Raw genomic sequence first — 15600 nt, 5'->3', positions numbered from 1 at the left:
CTGCCGTGGTTCAAGGGGGAGTTATGGCGCATTTTATCGACCGCAGGCTCAACGGCAAAAACAAAAGCGCTGTCAATCGGCAGCGCTTCATCCGCCGCTACAAGAAGCAGATCAAACAAGCGGTCTCGGATGCTGTCTCCAAGCGCAGCATTCAGGACGTAGACAAGGGCGAGAGCATCAGCATCCCGACCAAGGATATCGGCGAACCCCATTTCCATCAGGGGCAAGGCGGTAAACGGGAGATGGTGCATCCCGGCAATGATCAATTCGTCTCTGGTGACAAGATTGACCGCCCCAAGGGAGGGGGAGCAGGCCAGGGATCGGGCGAAGGTCAGGCATCCAATCAGGGAGAAGGTGCTGACGATTTCGTGTTCCAGATCTCCAAGGATGAGTATCTGGACCTGCTGTTTGAAGATCTGGAGCTGCCACGCCTGCAGAAAACCCAGCTCAACCAGCTGATGGAAGTGAAAACCTACCGGGCGGGCTACACCTCCAACGGGGTGCCCGCCAATATCAACGTGGTGCGCTCGCTGCAAAACTCATTGGCCCGGCGCATGGCGCTGCAGTCGGGCAAGAAACGCCAGCTCCATGAGCTGGAAGAGCGGCTGACCCTGCTGGCAGCCGATCCCAACGAACACTTTGCCGAAATTGCCCTGCTTGAGAAGGAGATCAGAGAGCTGAAACGGCGGATCGCAGCCGTGCCCTTCATCGACACCTTCGATCTCAAATTCAACAACTTCGTCAAACGGCCCGTGCCTTCCAGCCAGGCGGTGATGTTCTGCCTGATGGACGTGTCGGGCTCCATGGATCAGGCCACCAAGGAGATGGCCAAGCGCTTCTATATCCTGCTCTATCTGTTCCTGAGCCGGACCTACAAGAACGTGGAAGTGGTCTACATTCGCCACCACACCCAGGCCAAGGAAGTGGACGAACACGAGTTTTTCTACTCCCAGGAAACGGGCGGCACCATAGTCTCCAGCGCGCTCAAGATGATGAACGACATCATCAACGAGCGTTACCCCGCCCATCAATGGAACATCTACGCGGCGCAAGCCTCGGATGGTGACAACTGGGCCGATGATTCACCGCAATGCCGGGAGATCCTGACACGGGACATCATGCCGCGGGTGCGGTACTACTCCTACATCGAGATCACCACCCGCGCCCACCAGACCCTGTGGCACGAGTATGAGTCGGTGGCCAGCCAGTTCCCCCACTTCGCGATGGAGCACATTCGCAAGGTCGAGGATATTTATCCGGTATTCCGGGAGCTGTTCAAGAAGCAAGCGGCGTGAGGGAGGCCATATGGTAGAAACCGCAAGAAAAGTACCGCCACTGGACGATGGCCCGGACTGGAACTTCGATCTGCTGGAAACTTATCATCAGGAGATCGCCCGGGTCGCCAGGTTCTATCGACTGGATACCTACCCCAACCAGATCGAAGTGATCACGGCAGAACAGATGATGGATGCCTACTCCAGTGTCGGCATGCCCATCGGCTACCAGCACTGGTCATTTGGCAAACGCTTCATCCACACCGAGCGCAACTACAAGCGCGGCCAGATGGGACTGGCCTACGAGATCGTCATCAACTCGGATCCCTGCATCGCCTATCTGATGGAGGAGAACACAATGCCGATGCAGGCGCTGGTGATGGCGCACGCCTGCTATGGCCACAACTCCTTCTTCAAGAACAACTATCTGTTCAAGACCTGGACCGACGCCTCCTCCATCATCGACTACCTGCTGTTCGCCAAGAACTACATCACCGAATGCGAAGAGAAACACGGCATAGATGCGGTGGAGAAGCTGCTCGACTCCTGCCATGCGCTGATGAACTTCGGTGTAGACCGTTACAAGCGGCCGCAGAAGATCTCGCTGGCGGAGGAGAAGCGTCGCCAGAAGGCGCGGGAAGACTACCTGCAGACCCAGGTCAACGAACTGTGGCGCACCTTGCCCAAGCAGCACAAGGCCTTGGGGGTTGAAGACAGACGCTACCCGGCCGAGCCGCAGGAGAACATCCTCTACTTCATCGAGAAGAATGCCCCTCTGCTTGAGCCCTGGCAGCGCGAGATAGTGCGCATAGTGCGCAAGATCAGCCAGTACTTCTACCCGCAAAAACAGACTCAGGTGATGAACGAAGGCTGGGCCACCTTCTGGCACTACACCATCCTCAACCACCTGTATGACGAGGGCAAGATCAGCGATCGCTTCATGATAGAGGTGCTGCACAGCCATACCAACGTGGTGTACCAGCCCCCTTACAACAGCCGCTACTACTCGGGGATCAACCCCTACGCCCTCGGTTTCGCCATGTTCACCGATCTGCGCCGCATCTGCGAGAACCCGACCGAGGAGGACAGATACTGGTTCCCCGATTACGCCGGCACCAGCTGGGTAGATACCCTGCATTTCGCCATGCAGAACTTCAAGGACGAGAGTTTCATCAGTCAGTTCCTGAGTCCCAAGGTGATGCGGGAGATGAAGCTGTTCGCCATCGATGATGACGATCTGAAGAACTACCTCAAGGTCTCCGCCATCCACAACGAGGAGGGTTATCGACTGGTGCGCAATACCTTGTCGGCCCAGTACAACTTGAGCAATCTGGAGCCCAACATTCAGGTCTACAACGTGGCGGTGAAGGGCGATCGTTCGCTGACCCTGCGCTATGTGCCGCACAACCGGATCCCGCTGGGGGATTCCCGCCACGAGGTGCTCAGGCATCTGCATCAGCTATGGGGATTCGATGTGGTGCTGGAGCAGGATAACGGCGACCTGCCTGCCGACATCATAGGCCGCTGTCCGGAGAAGAAACCGGCCTGAGGCCACTTTCAGCCATAAAAAAACGCGCCAGAAGGCGCGTTTTTCTTTGCATCAGCAATCAGTTATCGCACAGATTGCTCGGCATGTCCTGGCGCAGACGGGTCCACAGCTTGCCGGACTCTATGCCGTACTGGCGTACCGTCATGAACACGGCTTCGTGATTCTTGGTCTCGGCCAGACCCAGCAAGGTCTTGTAATAGGCATCCGCCGTTTCACGAGCCTGCTTGTCAGAGAAGTAGTAACGTCCAACCCGACTATAGAGCCCCTTGAAGCCATTGAGGATCAGGGCGTAGATGGGGTTACCGGAGGCAAAGGAGAGCTGGTGATGCAGACGGTAATCAAACTCCGCATACGCTTCCGGAGTGCTGTCCACCGCATTGGCACCACGCAGTATCTCGGCGGCTTGCTCAGGGTTGTTGCGGATCGCGCCACGGATGAAGATGGTGCAGATATTGGTGCGAGCCGACAGCAGCTGGGCCACCAGATCCGGTACCTTGTCCTGATCCAGACGGGCCAGGGTTTCCAGGATGTTGAGACCCGAGGTCTCCCAAAAATTGTTCACCTTGGTCGGTTTGCCATGCTGGATGGTGAGCCAGCCATCGCGGGCCAGACGCTGCAGCACTTCGCGCAAGGTAGTACGAGTCACCCCGATCAGCTCGGACAGCTCGCGCTCGGCCGGCAATATGGATCCTGGAGGAAAGCGATTGTTCCAGATGGACTCGATGATGTATTCCTCGGCAAACCCTGCAGGGCTCTGCGCTTTTATGACCATGTAGTGACTCTGTTGTAGTACGTAAAAAGGCCCACGAATAATAGCAAAGCAGAGAGGGCTGGCAAGCAGAAGGTCAGTCCTCTGCTCACATAAGCAGGCTATTTTGTTAAATAAATGTATGCATTTCCGCAATAGGTGCCAGCCAACCCCGCCATCTGGCGATAAAACGGACATTCTCTTGGGCAAGGGACACTATGTTATTTATAGTTAAGGCCATTTTTGATTAAAATCATGAGGAATCAATCTGATAAGGGACAACATCCGGATGTTCTGGTCGAGCCTGTCTTGACTGCATAGACGCAGATACCCACAACAAAACAGAGACCCATTATTATGCCAATCAGCTTAGGCCAAGCCTTTGCCAGGAACTTCCTGGGCAATGCGCCCCAGTGGTACAAGGCCGCCATTCTGCTATTTCTGCTGATCAACCCGATCGCCTTCCATCTCGACCCTTTCGCCGCCGGCTGGCTGCTGGTGGTTGAATTCATCTTCACCCTGGCCATGGCGCTCAAGTGCTATCCACTGCAACCCGGTGGCTTGCTGGCCATCGAAGCCGTGCTGATCGGCATGACCTCGGCAGAGCAGGTCAAGCATGAGCTGGTGGCCAACATAGAGGTGCTGCTGCTGCTGGTGTTCATGGTGGCCGGCATCTACTTCATGAAGCAGTTGCTGCTCTACGTGTTTACCAAGCTGCTGATCAGGATCCACTCCAAGACCCTGCTCTCCCTGGCGTTTTGCCTGGTATCGGCCTTCCTGTCTGCCTTCCTCGACGCCCTGACCGTGATCGCCGTGGTGATCAGCGTCGCAACGGGCTTCTACGCCATCTACCACAAGGTCTCCTCCGGCAAGGATTTCGGTAATTCACACGACTACACCAACGACAATTCCGTCAACGAACTCAATCGCCAGCATCTGGACGATTTCCGTGCCTTCCTGCGCAGCCTGATGATGCACGCCGCCATAGGGACGGCCCTCGGCGGTGTCTGTACCCTGGTGGGAGAGCCGCAAAACCTGATTATTGGTGAACAGGCTGGCTGGCATTTTGGTGAATTTGCCATCCGCATGTCACCGGTCACAGTCCCCGTGTTTTTCTGCGGCCTGCTCACCTGCATCCTGGTCGAGAAGTGCCGCTGGTTTGGCTATGGCGCCCAGTTGCCGGATGCGGTGCGACGCATCATGGAGGATTACAACCGCTACGAAGAGGCCGAGCGCTCCCCACAAGACAAGGCCAAGCTGATCGTACAGGCGCTGATCGCCCTCTGGCTGATCTCGGGGCTGGCCATGCACCTGGCGGCCGTCGGGCTGATCGGGTTGTCTGTCATAGTACTGGCGACCTCACTGACCGGCATCACGGAGGAGCATTCGCTCGGCAAGGCATTCCAAGAGGCCCTGCCCTTCACCGCCCTGCTCGCCGTCTTCTTCAGCGTGGTGGCCGTCATCATAGATCAGCAGCTGTTCAAACCCGTGATCCAGTGGGTGCTGGCCGCCGAGCCGGACGATCAACTCGCCCTCTTCTATCTGGCCAACGGCCTGCTCTCCATGGTCAGCGACAACGTCTTCGTCGGCACCGTCTACATCAATGAGGTGAAGACGGCCCTGCTCAACAACGCCATCAGCCGTGAACAGTTCGATCTGCTGGCCGTCGCCATCAATACCGGCACCAACCTGCCGTCAGTCGCCACCCCCAACGGCCAGGCCGCCTTCCTGTTCATGCTGACCTCGGCACTGGCTCCCTTGTTGCGCCTCTCCTATGGCCGCATGGTATGGATGGCGCTGCCCTATACCCTGGTGCTGGGGCTGGTGGGTTTCGTCTCGGTGGAGATGCTGCTCGGCCCGGTGACCGAGTGGTTCTATCAGGCCGGTTGGCTGGTGCTCGACAAGGTCACGCCTGCGGTGCTGCCGGCGCTGCACTGATCCCATAAGGGCCCGCCTGGGCCCTTTCTTTTTAGCCCCTGCTCTGCTCTAATTCAGCCACTGTTTTTTCTGTGAGATCAACCAGATGATTGAGTTTCTGCGACGTATCGCCGCCCATCGGCTGGCATGGGGCCTGCTTGCCGCCTCCGCCCTGTTCCTCGAGTTGAGCGCCCTCTTCTTCCAGCACGTGCTGGGCCTGCATCCCTGTGTCATGTGTGTCTATGAGCGGATCGCCACGCTGGGGGTCATATCGGCAGGCCTGCTCGGCATGGTGGCACCGCAGAAGTGGTATGTGCGCTGGAGCGCCCTGCTGCTGTGGGGCTACAGTGCCTTCCGCGGCCTCCAGCTGGCGCTCAAGCATGTGGATTATCAGATGAACCCCTCCCCATTCAACGTCTGCAGCCCCTTTGCCGACTTCCCGAGCTGGGCCCCCCTCGATCAGTGGGTCCCCTGGCTGTTCTTCCCGGATGGGGATTGCAGCGAGATCAGCTGGCAGTTCCTGAGCTTCTCCATGCCTCAGTGGTTGGTGGCCATCTTCGCCGCCTACCTGCTGGTCTTCGTGGTGGTAATCATCGGCAACCTGGTCAAGGGTCGCTGCTGCAGCTAAACCAGACTGTGTCATTAAAAATGGGAGCCATTGGCTCCCATTTTTTCAATCATTATCCATCACCAGACCCAGCGCTCATCCGCTTCCAACACGTACTCACCATGCCGTAGCCAGCTTAGCCGCCTGCACGCGGATCTATGCGGTAGTGGCCATCGGCAATCTGGTCAAGAGTCGCTGCTGCAGCTGAGGCTGCCAATACCATATAAAAAGGGGAGCCACTGGCTCCCCTTTTTCTCATGCTGATCTATCCCCCATACACGATGTGGATCAGGATGCCGCCTTGCTGGCGTTCATCCTGGCCTTCACCATGCCGATCACCATGGGCAGCAGCGAGATGCCGATGATGCCGAAGATGAGCAGCGTAAAGTTCTGACGCACCACAGGCAGATTGCCAAAGAAGTGGCCGGCGTAGACGAACGAGAGCACCCAAAACAGGCCGCCCACCAGGTTGAACACCAGGAAGCGCGGGTAGGTCATGGCGCCCATGCCCGCAACGAAGGGGGCAAAGGTACGCACGATCGGCAGGAAACGGGTGATGATGATGGTCTTGCCGCCATGACGCGCATAGAAGGCATGAGTCTTGTCCAGATAGTCCCGACGGAAGATCTTGGAGTCCGGATTGCGGAACAACTGCTCGCCGAAGAAGTGGCCAATGGTGTAGTTGACCACGTTGCCGAGCACGGCGGCGATGATCAGCAGCCCAGCCAGAGTATGCACGTCCAGCACACTGCCCACGGTGAGGGCTCCGGCCGCAAACAGCAGAGAGTCACCCGGCAGGAAGGGTGTCACTACCAGCCCTGTTTCACAGAAGATGATCAGAAACAGGATGGCGTAAACCCAGACACCATAGTTTTCGAACAGCTCTTTCAAATGCACGTCAACGTGCAGGATAAAGTCGATTGCAAACAGGATCAGATCCATTTTTTCATACTCATAAAGTGAACGGCGTGGAGTCTACGCCAATGCATTCAGGGTCACAATCTCCCTATTATGCTCTTTTTAATCAGTGGACAACGAAACCTAATCGGTTCCCTTTTTTACCTGAAAAAGATAAAAAACCGGCGCCTGTTCACCCCTGATTAAGAGGGGAACTGATTCAGTTTTGTTTATCCAGCGTCAGCCTGACGTGTTCAGGCAGGCATTTCTCCCAGCCCCACAGCAACACCAGCAGCAGAGTCACATCATCGAGCCAGCCGAGCAGAGGCACCACATCGGGGATAAGATCCACCGGGCTGATGCCATAGAGCAAAATGAGGATCACCAGCCCCTTGGCCCACCAGGGGGTGGCCGGATGGCGAAAGCCCAGATAGAGGCGACGCACGCGCCGCCAGATGAGCCAGCGTTTGCCCATCAACTTTCGATCAACTCGTGGCGCAGCCGCTGGATCTGGTCTCTCAACGCGGCCGCCTGTTCGAACTCCAGATCCCGCGCATGCTGGAACATCTGCTCTTCCATCCGCTTGATCTCTTTGGCGATCTCGCTGGCGGAGCGGGCATGGTATTCCCCCTGCGGCTCGGCTGCCTTGCGACCGCCCCTGCCCACTTTGCCCGCGCTGCGGCTGCCCCCCATGTCCATCACGTCCCCCACCGACTTGTTGAGCCCCTTGGGAGTGATGCCGTGTTCGAGGTTGTGGGCATGCTGCAGGGCGCGGCGGCGCTCCGTCTCCTCGATGGCCACCCTCATGGAATTGGTGATGGTATCCCCATAGAGAATGACCTTGCCGTTGAGGTTGCGGGCGGCGCGGCCGATGGTCTGGATCAGCGACCGGGTGGAGCGCAGGAAGCCCTCCTTGTCCGCATCCAGAATAGCCACCAGGGAGACCTCCGGCATGTCGAGCCCTTCGCGCAACAGGTTGATGCCCACCAGCACGTCGAACTTGCCGAGGCGCAGATCGCGGATGATCTCCACCCGCTCGACGGTATCGATGTCGGAGTGCAGGTAGCGCACTCGCACATCGTGATCGGCCAGATACTCGGTCAAGTCCTCCGACATCCGTTTGGTGAGCGTGGTCACCAGCACCCGCTCCTCCACCGCGACCCGCAGCCGGATCTCGGAGAGCAGATCATCCACCTGGGTGGTGACAGGCCGCACCTCTATCTCGGGATCGAGCAGGCCGGTGGGACGCACCACCTGCTGCACCACGTCGCCACCGGACTTGTCCAGCTCGTAGGGGCCAGGGGTCGCCGAGACAAACACCGTCTGCGGCATCAGGGCCTCGAATTCATCGAACTTCAGCGGCCGGTTGTCGAGCGCCGAAGGCAGCCGGAAGCCGTACTCCACCAGGGTCTCCTTGCGGGACCTGTCCCCTTTGAACATGGCGCCTATCTGGGGCACGGTAACGTGGGATTCGTCGATGATGAGCAGGCCATCCCCCGGCAGGTAGTCAAACAGGGTGGGCGGCGGCTCCCCCGGCGCCCGGCCCGAGAGATAGCGGCTGTAGTTCTCGATGCCGGAGCAGTAACCGAGCTCCTGCATCATCTCCATGTCGAACTGGGTGCGCTGGCTGATGCGCTGCTCTTCCACCAGCTTGTTGAGCGACAACAGCTGCTCCCGGCGGCTCCGCAACTCCTCCTTGATGTGTTCGATGGCGCCCAGTATGGTCTCGCGCGGGGTGGCGTAGTGGGTCTTGGGGTAGATGGTGTAGCGCACCACCGTCTGCTCGATGGCACCGGTCAGGGGATCGAACTGGGAGAGCCGCTCCACCTCCTCGTCAAACAGCTCCACCCGCAACGCCAGCTTGTCCGATTCGGCGGGATAGATGTCGATCACCTCCCCCCGCACCCGGAAGGTGCCGCGCTGAAACGCCATGTCGTTGCGGGTGTATTGCAGCTCGGCAAGGCGGCGCAGTATGTCCCGCTGATTGATCAGGTCCCCGACTTTGAGGTGCAGCATCATGCTGAGGTAAGCCTGGGGATCCCCCAGACCATAGATGGCCGACACAGAGGCGACTATGATCACGTCCCGCCGCTCCAGCAACGCCTTGGTGGCCGACAGCCGCATCTGTTCTATGTGATCGTTGATGGAGGCATCCTTCTCGATGAAGGTGTCCGTGGTCGGTACATAGGCCTCGGGCTGATAGTAGTCGTAGTAGGAGACGAAATACTCCACCGAGTTGTCGGGGAAGAACTCCTTCATCTCGCCATAGAGCTGGGCCGCCAGCGTCTTGTTGGGGGCCAGTATCATGGTGGGACGGTTCAGGGTCGCGATCACGTTGGCCATGGTGAAGGTCTTGCCCGAGCCAGTCACCCCGAGCAGGGTCTGGTGGGCGAGGCCGGACTCTATGCCATCGAGCAGGCGGGCGATCGCCTCTGGCTGATCGCCCGCGGGTTCAAACTGGCTGGCCAACTGGAATAACTTGCTCATGACGACTCCCGGCAAAAAACGGCAAGGCAGAAGTGTACTCCGAGTTGGGGTGGCCTGGGTATCCACTCTCCTGCCCAAGCGGCTATTGACCTCGAAAAGCGAGCTCTGTATAGTGCCCCTCCTTGCCTGATGTTCCCCCGTAGTTCAGTCGGTAGAACGGCGGACTGTTAATCCGTATGTCACTGGTTCAAGTCCAGTCGGGGGAGCCAATTCCTCACCATCTCGGTGCAAGTTATCCACTTTAGTGCTTTCCTCTGCCAATTTTAATGCACAAGCCGCGCCCTGCGGTGACAACCTCTCATTGCTCCCTCTCCCGCCCCGACAGCGTTTTGTTCTGTCACACCTAACCATTTGATTTTTATAGAAACATTTTTTTGCCGGTATTTTTTGAACAGCCCTTGCGCCCCAGTATTGGCGCGGCCTGCAGGCTGATCACCAAGTTTCACGCACAGGGTTATCCACAGATTCTGTGGGTAAGTCAGCCAAAGCCAGTCGCGGCCTAGCCTCGCAGGCCATCGCCGCCAGCGAGAGCCGATTTTCCTTGCCACCCCCATTTTCTGCTGTTTTTGAGCGCCCCCCCGAATGGGTCAAAAGGCCAGCGATCAGATACTTTTTCCAGATATCTTTTCGCCATCCCGTACGCCATGGGTCACCCCCCATCCTGCCCCCCAATACTCGTTTCCATTGCGGTCCATCGCCCCCAGTCAGATATGCTGAAAAAACGCCAAACCTGGCCGCCAAACAGCAGGGAATAAATTTTCAAGCGGGGTGTGCGGGCCGGGATCACAGATAGCAGGAATCACTCATTGACAGCGGGGCAGGCAGAGGGAAATAGAGGTCATTTTCCTGCCAGCCCCGAGGTTTCCCTCGACCATGGCGGCAGCGGAACGCTTTACTGCCGATTAATCCTCCTTTGACGCTTCTTTATTGGTGAGGGATCCGGCACAATATCGGCCCCACTTTTTTCCTCGGTTTTTCCGGGCATGACCATAGATTTCGTGACACTGCTACATCAAAGCGACTCCCTGCTGCTGTTCGTGGTACTGGCCTTCGGCCTGCTGCTGGGCAAAGTCAAACTCGGCAATTTCCAGATTGGCAACACCATAGGCGTGCTCTTTACCGCCCTGCTGTTCGGCCAGATGGGCTTCGAGTTCACCGCCACCACGGAGAACGTCGGCTTCATGCTGTTCATCTTCTGCGTGGGCATAGAGGCGGGACCGCACTTCTTCAGCGTCTTCCTGCGCGATGGCATCCACTACATCACCCTCACCCTGGTGATCCTGCTGACGGCGCTGCTGTTGACGGTGGGGCTGGCCAAGTTCTTCAACCTGGGACCAGGCATGGCCGCCGGCATACTGGCCGGTTCGCTGACCTCGACCCCGGCCTTGGTGGGGGCACAGGATGCCCTGCGCAGCGGCCTGCTCAACCTGCCCCATGGCACCGACATGCAACCCGTGCTCGACAACATGGGGATCGGCTATGCCCTGACCTATCTGGTGGGTCTGGTGGGGCTGATGCTGGTGGTGCGCTACCTCCCCTCCCTGGCACGGCTGGACCTCAACACCGAGGCCCAGAAGATAGCCCGCGAGCGGGGGCTGTCCGACAGCGAGAGCCGCAAGACCTATCTGCCCATCATCCGCGCCTACCGGGTCGGCCCCGAGCTGGCAGCCTGGATCGGGGGACGCACCCTGCGCGAGACCGGCATCTATCCCCACACCGGCTGCTATGTGGAGCGGATCCGCCGCAACGGCATACTGGCGAGCCCGGATGGCGACGCCGTCATCCAGGAGGGGGACGAGATCGCCTTGGTGGGCTATCCCGAGAGCCACGAGAAGCTCGACGTCAACTATCGCAACGGCAAGGAGGTGTTCGACCGCAACCTGCTTGACCTGCAGATAGTCACCGAAGAGATAGTGGTGAAGAACGATGCCGTGGTGGGCCGCCATCTGGTGGAGCTCAACCTCACCGAGAAGGGCTGCTTCCTCAACCGGGTGGTACGCTCCCAGATAGAGATGCCGTTCGATCGCAACATCATGCTGCAAAAGGGCGACGTGCTGCAGATCAGCGGCGAGAAGCAGCGGGTCAAGCTGCTGGCCAACAAGATAGGCTTCATCAGCATCCACAGCCAGACCACGGATCTGGTGGCCTTCACCACCTTCTTCGTGCTGGGCCTGCTGATAGGCTCCGTCTCCCTGGTGTTCGGCCAGCTCGAATTTGGTCTGGGCAACGCCGTCGGCCTGCTGCTGGCGGGGATCCTGATGGGCTACCTGAGAGCCAACCACCCCACGGTCGGCTATGTGCCGCCGGGCGCCCTGCGTCTGGCCAAGGATCTGGGTCTCGCCGTCTTCATGGTAAGCACAGGCCTCAAGGCGGGCGGCGGCATTCTGGATCACCTGAGCCAGGTCGGTGCCGTGGTACTCTTCTCCGGCATGCTGGTGACCACCTTGCCGGTGCTGGTGGGCTATCTGTTCGGGGTCTGGGTGCTGAAGATGAACCCGGCCCTGCTGCTGGGGGCCATCACGGGTGCCCGCACCTGTGCCCCGGCCATGGACGTGGTGAACGAGGCGGCCAACAGCTCCATCCCGGCGCTCGGCTATGCGGGCACCTATGCGGTGGCCAACGTCATGCTGACCCTGGCAGGCTCCTTCATCATCGGCTTCTGGTTCTAGCGCCGTATCGCACCGCAACAAGAAGGGAGCCATTATGGCTCCCTTCTTCATTTCATCCCCATCACCCGCACACAGCCTAGACCACTGCCTCCCCCTTCCTGACCCGGCCAATCCGATAGGGCCTATTGTGCTATTCGCCCTCGTTTATCAAACCCAATGAGCTAAAGCGCCCGCTGCATGCCGCTTACACTCAATGAAACACACGAGGGCATCGTCATGATACGGTTATGGATCCTTCTGATCTGGCTGCTGTGCGGCCCGCTTCAGGCCGCCACTGCACCGCAAGCCTCCCCCACAAAGGAGGCCGACCCCGAGCCAGCCTCGCTGGCATTCAGCACCGAAGAGCTGGCCACCCCCATGCTCGGCGACCTCGATGACATGCTGGCGCGGCGCACCCTGCGGGTGCTGACCACCTACAACAAGACCGGCTACTTCATCAACAAGGGGGTGCAAAGAGGCGTTACCTACGACGCCTTCATGCAATTGGAGAAACGGCTCAACGAACAGCTGCGCAAGGGAAAAAACCTCAAGCGCCACCTCAAGCTGCACATCGTCTTCATCCCGGTAGCCAGGGAGTCCCTGCTCAAGTCCCTTGTCGAGGGCAAGGGTGACATAGCCGCCGCCAACCTCACCATCACGGATCAACGCAAGAAGCAGGGGGTGGAATTTACCGCGCCCCTGCTGGAAAACGTGCGGGAGCTGCTGATCTCGGGGCCGGCCTCCCCCAAGGTGGAAAGCGCCGCCGATCTGGGGGGCCAGACCCTCTATGTGCGCCCCTCTTCGAGCTACTTCGAGAGCCTGATCGCCTACAACCAGGCGCGCAAAGCGGCGGGTGAACCCCTCATCGACATCCAGCCGGCCCCGGAAGCGCTGGAAGATGAAGATCTGGTGGAGATGGTCAACGCCGGCCTGCTGCCCTTCATCGTCATGGACGAGCACAAGGCCCGTTTCTGGCAGAAGATCTTCCCCGCCATCCGCATCCATGAAGACCCCGTGTTCCGGGAGGGAGGCATCATCGCCTGGGCGGTGCGCAAGGAGAGCCCACAGTTGCTGGCCATGCTCAACGAGCAGATAGCCGCCCTGCGCGGCAAGGCGACGGGAGAGGCCATCCTGGCCCGTTATCTCAAGCAGAACAAGTTCGTCAAGAGCGCCGCCGCCGAGGCCGAGCGCAAGAAATTCCTGCAGGTGGTGGAGCTGTTTCGCCAGTATGGCGATCGCTATGATGTGGACTGGCTGCTGATGGCAGCCCAGGGTTATCAGGAGTCGGCGCTCAACCAGAAGGCGCGCAGCCACGTCGGCGCCATCGGCATCATGCAGATCATGCCCGCCACCGGCAAGGGGTTGAAGGTGGGCGATATCCGCCAGATCGAGCCCAACATCCACGGCGGCGCCAAATACATGCGCTGGATGATAGATCACTACTATGCGGACGAACCCATGACGGCCCTCGACAAGGCGCTGTTCTCGTTCGCCTCTTACAACGCCGGCCCCGCCCGGGTGGCGCGGCTGCGCACCGAGGCGAAGAAGCGGGGGCTGGATCCCAACGTCTGGTTTCACAACGTCGAGTACGTGGCGGCGGAGAAGATAGGCCCCGAAACCGTGACCTACGTGGGCAACATCTACAAGTACTACATTGCCTACAAGCTGGTGATGGAACAATTGCAGCTCAAGCAGCAGGCAACCGAGGCCATCAAGCAGCAGGGAAGCCGCGACGACAAGGTGTCCACCACGCCATCAAAGGGATGAGCCACACCCGGCATCCGCTGGGCTCACCACTTTCAGGCGGGGAGCCTAGCGCATTTTCACCCTGCGGCAGGGTTCACACATGCCCGCCATGGCCAAGCCCCTCACACCGCCATGACCAGAATGAACACAATGACCACAACAGCCTTAATAGCCATTACGGCCAGATTGTTTTCCCGTCAGATATGATTAATTAACCTTCTTGCAACAATCACAAGGAGTACACCATGTTGCAAGGAACCCTCAAACGCACGTTGCTCTGCTGCCTGCTGGGCGCCAGCCTCGGCGCCCAGGCCAAGATAGACGAAATCCACTTCCTCATTCCGGGCGGTGCCGGCGGCGGCTGGGACAACACGGCCCGCGGCACCGGCGAGGCGCTGACCAAGTCCGGCCTCATCACCACCGCCTCCTACCAGAACATCTCGGCCGGCGGCGGCGCCAAGGCCATCGCCCACCTGATCGAGACCTCGGCCCAGTCCGACAAGACGCTGATGGTCAACTCTACCCCCATCATCGTCAAATCCCTCTCCAAGGAGCTGCCCCAATCGTTCCGGGATCTCACCCCGGTGGCAGCCATCATCGCCGATTATCAGGCGCTGGCCGTGCCGCTGGACTCCCCCTACCAGAACTGGCCCCAGCTGCTGGCCGCCTATGAGGCCAACCCCGCCAAGGTGAAGATAGCCGGCGGCTCAGCCCGTGGCAGCCTGGATCACCTGGTAGCGGCCATGACCTTCAAGAATGCCGGGGCGGATGCCGGCAAGCTGCGTTACGTGGCCTATGACGCCGGCGGCAGCGCCATGGCGGCTGTGCTGTCAGGGGAAACCCAGGTGCTCTCCACCGGCTTTGGCGAGGCGATGGAGGCGGTCAAATCCGGCCAGATGCGGATCCTCGGCATGACGGCACCGACGCGCATGCCGGATGCCAGCGAGATCCCCACCTTCAGCGAGCAGGGCAACCCGACTGTCTTTGCCAACTGGCGCGGCTATTTTGCCTCCCCCGCCGTCAGCGCCGAAAAATCCGCCGAATTCGCCGCCCTGCTCAAGCAGATGTATGACAAGCCGGAGTGGGAAACGGTCCGGGCCCGCAACAGCTGGACCAATCTCTACCAGGCCGGCCCCGAGTTCACCGCCTTCCTCAACCAGCAGGAGCAGCAGATTGGCGGCCTGATGCGCGAGCTTGGCTTCATCAAGTGATCCCTCAACCTGTGGCGGGCCAGCCCCGCCCAACGGAGTCATCGTCATGCACCTGACCAAGGAGCGACTCGGGGGGCTGCTGTTTTTGCTGCTCTCCCTCGCCTACGGCTATCACGCCACCCTGATCCCCGGCTATCCCGGGGACGAATATGAACCCTTTACCGCCAGCACCCTGCCCTATGCCCTGGCTGGCGTCGGCGCCCTGCTCTCCCTGCTGCTGATCTGCTTTCCGGGCGGGGAGCGGCTGCAGCGTGAAACGGGCAACTGGCGACTGGTCTTTGCCCTGCTGCTGTTGATGCTGGTTTATGGAGTGGCCCTCGGCTGGCTCGGCTTTGTCATCGCCACCACCCTGTTCCTCATCGGCGGGATCCGCTTGATGGGCGAGCAGAGTCTCGCCTTCGCCTGCAAGGTGAGCCTGCCCTTCACCCTCATCTTCTGGGCCCTGCTCACCAAGGGGCTCAACGTCTACCTCGAGCCAGGCCGGCTATTCACGCAACTGCTGGGATAAGGAGAATT

The 15600-nt window shown here is 59.4% G+C and carries 12 protein-coding genes and 1 tRNA gene; 9 read left to right on the top strand and 4 right to left on the bottom strand.

The window, feature by feature from the left end; genetic code table 11:
- Window positions 1-23: 23 nt before the first annotated feature.
- Complete coding sequence (locus tag ACM3N8_RS17560) at window positions 24-1295, top strand: YeaH/YhbH family protein (RefSeq protein WP_043139099.1); 1272 nt, start codon at window positions 24-26, stop codon at window positions 1293-1295.
- 10 nt (window positions 1296-1305) lie between these two features.
- On the top strand, window positions 1306-2823 hold the full coding sequence (locus tag ACM3N8_RS17555) for a SpoVR family protein (protein WP_290017999.1): 1518 nt from the start codon (window positions 1306-1308) through the stop codon (window positions 2821-2823).
- Between the two features lie 58 nt (window positions 2824-2881).
- Here ACM3N8_RS17555 and fadR read toward each other — a convergent pair whose 3' ends face one another.
- Window positions 2882-3595 carry a fatty acid metabolism transcriptional regulator FadR gene (fadR, locus tag ACM3N8_RS17550; RefSeq protein WP_042869993.1) on the bottom strand — a complete coding sequence of 238 codons (714 nt, stop codon included), beginning with the start codon at window positions 3593-3595 and terminating at the stop codon, window positions 2882-2884.
- A 333-nt stretch (window positions 3596-3928) separates the two neighbouring features.
- Here fadR and nhaB point away from each other — a divergent pair, with 333 nt between their 5' ends.
- On the top strand, window positions 3929-5509 hold the full coding sequence (nhaB, locus tag ACM3N8_RS17545) for a sodium/proton antiporter NhaB (protein WP_290017997.1): 1581 nt from the start codon (window positions 3929-3931) through the stop codon (window positions 5507-5509).
- An 85-nt stretch (window positions 5510-5594) separates the two neighbouring features.
- On the top strand, window positions 5595-6116 hold the full coding sequence (gene dsbB / locus ACM3N8_RS17540) for a disulfide bond formation protein DsbB (protein WP_241279130.1): 522 nt from the start codon (window positions 5595-5597) through the stop codon (window positions 6114-6116).
- Between the two features lie 267 nt (window positions 6117-6383).
- On the opposite strand, the gene ACM3N8_RS17535 is transcribed toward dsbB, so the two are convergent.
- From ACM3N8_RS17535 to uvrB, 3 genes are all read right to left on the bottom strand, one after another.
- Window positions 6384-7037, bottom strand: a complete 654-nt coding sequence (locus ACM3N8_RS17535) for a DedA family protein (RefSeq protein WP_290017995.1) — start codon at window positions 7035-7037, stop codon at window positions 6384-6386.
- A 175-nt stretch (window positions 7038-7212) separates the two neighbouring features.
- Window positions 7213-7470, bottom strand: coding sequence for a YkvA family protein (locus ACM3N8_RS17530; RefSeq protein ID WP_172955337.1), 258 nt, complete (start codon window positions 7468-7470; stop codon window positions 7213-7215).
- Window positions 7467-9479 carry an excinuclease ABC subunit UvrB gene (uvrB, locus tag ACM3N8_RS17525; RefSeq protein ID WP_290017992.1) on the bottom strand — a complete coding sequence of 671 codons (2013 nt, stop codon included), beginning with the start codon at window positions 9477-9479 and terminating at the stop codon, window positions 7467-7469. The genes ACM3N8_RS17530 and uvrB overlap by 4 nt, the downstream gene beginning before the upstream one ends.
- Before the next feature lie 133 nt (window positions 9480-9612).
- Here uvrB and ACM3N8_RS17520 point away from each other — a divergent pair.
- From ACM3N8_RS17520 to ACM3N8_RS17500, 5 genes are all read left to right on the top strand, one after another.
- Window positions 9613-9688: transfer RNA gene (locus tag ACM3N8_RS17520), tRNA-Asn, on the top strand.
- Between the two features lie 774 nt (window positions 9689-10462).
- Window positions 10463-12148 carry an aspartate:alanine antiporter gene (locus ACM3N8_RS17515; RefSeq protein ID WP_042869981.1) on the top strand — a complete coding sequence of 562 codons (1686 nt, stop codon included), beginning with the start codon at window positions 10463-10465 and terminating at the stop codon, window positions 12146-12148.
- 216 nt (window positions 12149-12364) lie between these two features.
- Window positions 12365-13894 carry a lytic transglycosylase F gene (locus ACM3N8_RS17510; protein ID WP_290017989.1) on the top strand — a complete coding sequence of 510 codons (1530 nt, stop codon included), beginning with the start codon at window positions 12365-12367 and terminating at the stop codon, window positions 13892-13894.
- 224 nt (window positions 13895-14118) lie between these two features.
- Window positions 14119-15084 (top strand): tripartite tricarboxylate transporter substrate binding protein, encoded by a 966-nt coding sequence (locus ACM3N8_RS17505; protein ID WP_043557741.1) that lies wholly within the window; start codon window positions 14119-14121, stop codon window positions 15082-15084.
- A 46-nt stretch (window positions 15085-15130) separates the two neighbouring features.
- Window positions 15131-15592 (top strand): tripartite tricarboxylate transporter TctB family protein, encoded by a 462-nt coding sequence (locus ACM3N8_RS17500; RefSeq protein ID WP_042869974.1) that lies wholly within the window; start codon window positions 15131-15133, stop codon window positions 15590-15592.
- Window positions 15593-15600 lie beyond the last annotated feature (8 nt).

It is taken from the genome of Aeromonas sp. A04, from assembly GCF_047780465.1.
Lineage (GTDB): Bacteria > Pseudomonadota > Gammaproteobacteria > Enterobacterales > Aeromonadaceae > Aeromonas > Aeromonas bestiarum.
The sequence above is the reverse complement of the archived record's forward strand: the minus strand, read 5'-3'. Positions and strand labels throughout refer to the sequence as shown.